At 69.3% G+C, this 3,332-nt stretch carries 4 protein-coding genes; 1 reads left to right on the plus strand and 3 read right to left on the minus strand.

Going from position 1 to position 3,332, the window contains the following annotated elements; translation table 11 throughout:
- From AOK22_RS21170 to AOK22_RS21180, 3 genes are all read right to left on the minus strand, one after another.
- Positions 1-999: hypothetical protein (locus AOK22_RS21170; protein ID WP_244164914.1), on the minus strand; the 999-nt coding region annotated here is incomplete at its 3' end.
- Positions 987-1,646, minus strand: a complete 660-nt coding sequence (locus AOK22_RS21175; protein WP_055700274.1) for a hypothetical protein — start codon at positions 1,644-1,646, stop codon at positions 987-989. The genes AOK22_RS21170 and AOK22_RS21175, both read right to left, overlap by 13 nt.
- A 283-nt stretch (positions 1,647-1,929) precedes the next feature.
- Positions 1,930-2,463: a MarR family winged helix-turn-helix transcriptional regulator gene (locus AOK22_RS21180; RefSeq protein WP_055700275.1), complete on the minus strand. Its 534-nt coding sequence runs from the start codon at positions 2,461-2,463 to the stop codon at positions 1,930-1,932.
- A 130-nt stretch (positions 2,464-2,593) separates the two neighbouring features.
- On the opposite strand from AOK22_RS21180, the gene AOK22_RS21185 reads away from it, so the two are divergent.
- Positions 2,594-3,332, plus strand: a 739-nt coding sequence (locus AOK22_RS21185; RefSeq protein ID WP_055700276.1) for an EamA family transporter, incomplete at its 3' end; no start/stop codon positions are given.

A 3,332-nucleotide genomic window follows, 5' to 3' on the forward strand; every position in this document is an offset into this window, starting at 1 on the left:
CGCGCCGAAGCGGCCGTCGGGGAGGTCGCCGCCCTCGCCCGTGGTGCTGGTCCAGCTGATCTTCCAGGTGACGGTCGCCTGGAGGTTGTACGAGGTGTCGCCGGACGAGCGCAGGTACTTCACGCCACACGGCGGTGCCGTGTCCGCGGGGGTGCCCTTGGGGCGGGGTGTGCCGATCCTGCCGTTCTCGATGGGGCACTCCCCCGAGGCGGGGTAGGTCTCGGCGTCGTCCGTCCCCGGGGTGATCGTGAGCGCGACCGGTTCGGCGGTCGTCGTCGCGGAGAGGCCCGAGCCCGGGATGCCCGCCGTGACGGACACCTTCTTGAACCTCGCCTTGTCCAGCCAGATCCAGGTCGGGAGATTGACCTTCGTCGTGCCCTCGGGCGCCATCGTGATCTCGGTGCCGGGCACGGGGAGTTCGTCGTACGCGTACTCCGCGAGGATCCGCGGGTTCACGGCGAGGGGTTCCTTGGGCGTGTCACCCTCGTCGACCCAGAACGGCTGCTTGTCGCAGGCGCTGGCCTCCGGGTCGTCCTTGCGGTTCGGATTGACCGCCGCCGCCCAGAACATCCCCTTGCCCTGCTTGTCGAGGTTGTAGTCCTTGTACGGCTTGCCCTCCTTGTAGCGGCTGTCGAGGTAGTCGCCGACGAACTCCCCGACACCGTCGAAGAGCGGTACGCCGTCGCCGAAACCGCGCCACGACTTGACCGTCTTCTCGATCTCCTTGGGCGAGAACGCGGGCTCGTACCAGCAGGCCGGCGGGTTCCAATTGCTGTCCGCCGAGGAGAGGTTGCCGGTCCGCGCGGAGCGGGTGTCGCCGTTGACGGACGTCTGCACCTTTGTCTCCACGGTGATGGTGCGGCCGCTCTTGCTGCCCTTGGCCTGCTTGCTGCCCGTCTGGTCCGACCAGCCCGCCCACGCCTGCGGGACGGCCTGGGCGGTGATGACCACGGCAGCGAGCGCAGCCGTCACCGCGCCCTTGCGGCTCACGGCTGGCACTGGGCGCTCCCCATCTCCGACGTGCTGTTGGTGAGCTGCCACACGCCGTCCGTGTTCTTGCGCAGACGGTCGTTGTAGAGGATGTACGAGTCCTTGCTTGCAGGGGTGACGTTCTTCTTCTTGGTCTTGCGGTCCTTCGTGTACCCCTTGGACTCGTCCGAGCAGTACGTAAGAGCGGCCGAACCGTCCTTGCTGAACGTGACCTTGCGATCGGTGAAGCGCACCGTCCCTGCCAGCGTCAGATCGGACTTGGTGAAGTTGCCCGACCACTCGATCGTCCCGAGCAGCCCCGCGCCCTTGCTGTAGAACCGCACGGCGTCCGACTTCGGGTCCTGCTTGTCGATCGACTCGACGACGGCTCGCCAGTACTCGGCGTTGTCGCGCAGTATCGCGTCCGTCTTGGCGTCACCCGTCTCCTCGGGGGCGAACTCGAGCTTGACGTCCCCAGGAACGACGACCTTGGGCCGGTCGATGCCATCGGCCGACGCCTTCGGTGACGGTGACTTCTTCGCCTCGCTGCCCGAGTCCGCGCCCGCGATCTTGTCGCTGTCCTTGGACTCGCCGTCACCGCTTCCGCAGGCCGAGAGCGAGAGGACCGCGGCAGTGGTCAGGGCGGCCGCTGCGAGCAGGGCGGGTCGGCGGTTCACTGTCAGCTCCTGGTGGGACGAGAGTTCTCTGGAGTGAACCAAGCTATCCAGGGGAGAAAACCGAGGCCAGGCCGAGGTGGCCGCCGAGCAGGCCATACGCGGACATAGCAGGCCTACGCCCCCCTCGTTGGCGTGAATTGATCGCCTGGCGCATCTGGTTGATCACCCAACGCCACAGGGAGGGGAGCCGAAGGCTGTGGCGTTCACGCACGCGTTAGCAACGCCCGCCCCTCGACGCACCCGGCACCGACCCCGCTCCCTCCCCGCCTCACCTCACCTCGCCTCACCCCAGATGCGTGTCCCCCAGCGACACCAGCAGTCGGCGCAGGGCGCTGTCCACGGCCGCGCGGTCCTCCGGGGTCAGTGCCGCCAGCATCCGTTCCTCGTTCGCGATGTGGTCGACCACCGCGCGGTCGACCAGGTCCAGGCCCTCCTCCGTGAGGCGGACGCGGATGGCGCGGCGGTCGTTGGGGTCCTGGCGGCGTTCGATCAGGCCCTTGCGTTCCAGCTTGTCGAGGCGGTTGGTGATCGCGCCGGAGGTCACCATGGCGGTCTTCAGGAGGCCGCCGGCCGTCAGTTCGTGCGGAGCGCCCACCCGGCGCAGGGTCGCGAGGACGTCGAACTCCGGGAACTCCAGGCCGTACTCGGTGAAGACCCGCTTCATGCCCTTGCTCAGCAGGTGGTCGGCCCGCTTGATGCGGCCGACCAGCGCCATCGCGTCCAGGTGCGCGAGGTCCAGGTCGGGGCGCTCGCGACGCCACTGACCACGCAGTTCGTCGATGGCGTCCGCGCCGCCCGCAGTCTCGTGCTCGGTCATCTCTCCGCTTCCTCCCGCACCGGAACCAGATCTCTCAACATTCAGATACTTGACGTTCGCAGACCTGGGGTCCATATTTATCTCAACGTTGAGAATAACAGCGTTGAGGGGAACAACGAGGGGAAGCGACATGTCCACCGTCGTCAGCAGCAGCACCGCACAGCGGCCGAGCGCGGCAAAGGCCGTCACGGCCGAGGCCACCGCCACCAAGCCGGCCCCCACGAAGGCCAAGGCCACCTCCGCCAAGGCCGCCGCGGGCATCGCCGCGCTCGCCGCCATCGGGCCCGCCACCTGGGGCACCACCTACGTCACGACCACCGAGCTCCTGCCCCCGGACCGCCCGCTGCTCGCCGCCGCCCTGCGCGCGCTGCCCGCCGGACTCATCCTGCTCGCGCTCACCCGGCGCCTGCCGCGCGGCGACTGGTGGTGGAAGGCGAGCGTGCTCGGCATCCTCAACTTCGGCGCCTTCTTCCCCCTCCTCTTCTTCGGCGCCTACCGCCTGCCCGGCGGCGTCGCCTCCACGATCAGCGCCGTCATGCCGCTGCTCGTCGCGGGCTTCGGGATCGGCGTACTGAAGGTGCGCCCCACGCGGCGTACGTTGCTCGCCGGACTCGTCGGCGTCGGCGGCGTGGGCCTGCTGGTCCTGCGCGGCAGCGCCGCCGTCGACGCCGCAGGGATCGCGGCCATGCTGACGGCCACCACACTGATGGCCCTCGCCGTGGTGCTGACCAAGCGGTGGGGGCGGCCCGAGGGCGTCTCGCTGCTCGCCTTCACCGGGTGGCAGCTCACCGTGGGCGGGCTCGTGCTGGCCCCGATCGCCCTCACCGCCGAGGGCCTGCCGGCCCACTTCACCGGCGCCAACCTCGCCG

Origin of the sequence: Streptomyces silaceus (assembly GCF_001419745.1) — a bacterium.
Classification (GTDB): domain Bacteria; phylum Actinomycetota; class Actinomycetes; order Streptomycetales; family Streptomycetaceae; genus Streptomyces; species Streptomyces silaceus.

Excerpts from the sequence above, each read along its gene's own strand:
- AOK22_RS21180 (WP_055700275.1), bottom strand. The coding sequence starts at position 2,463 with ATGACCGAGCACGAGACTGCGGGCGGCGCGGACGCCATCGACGAACTG.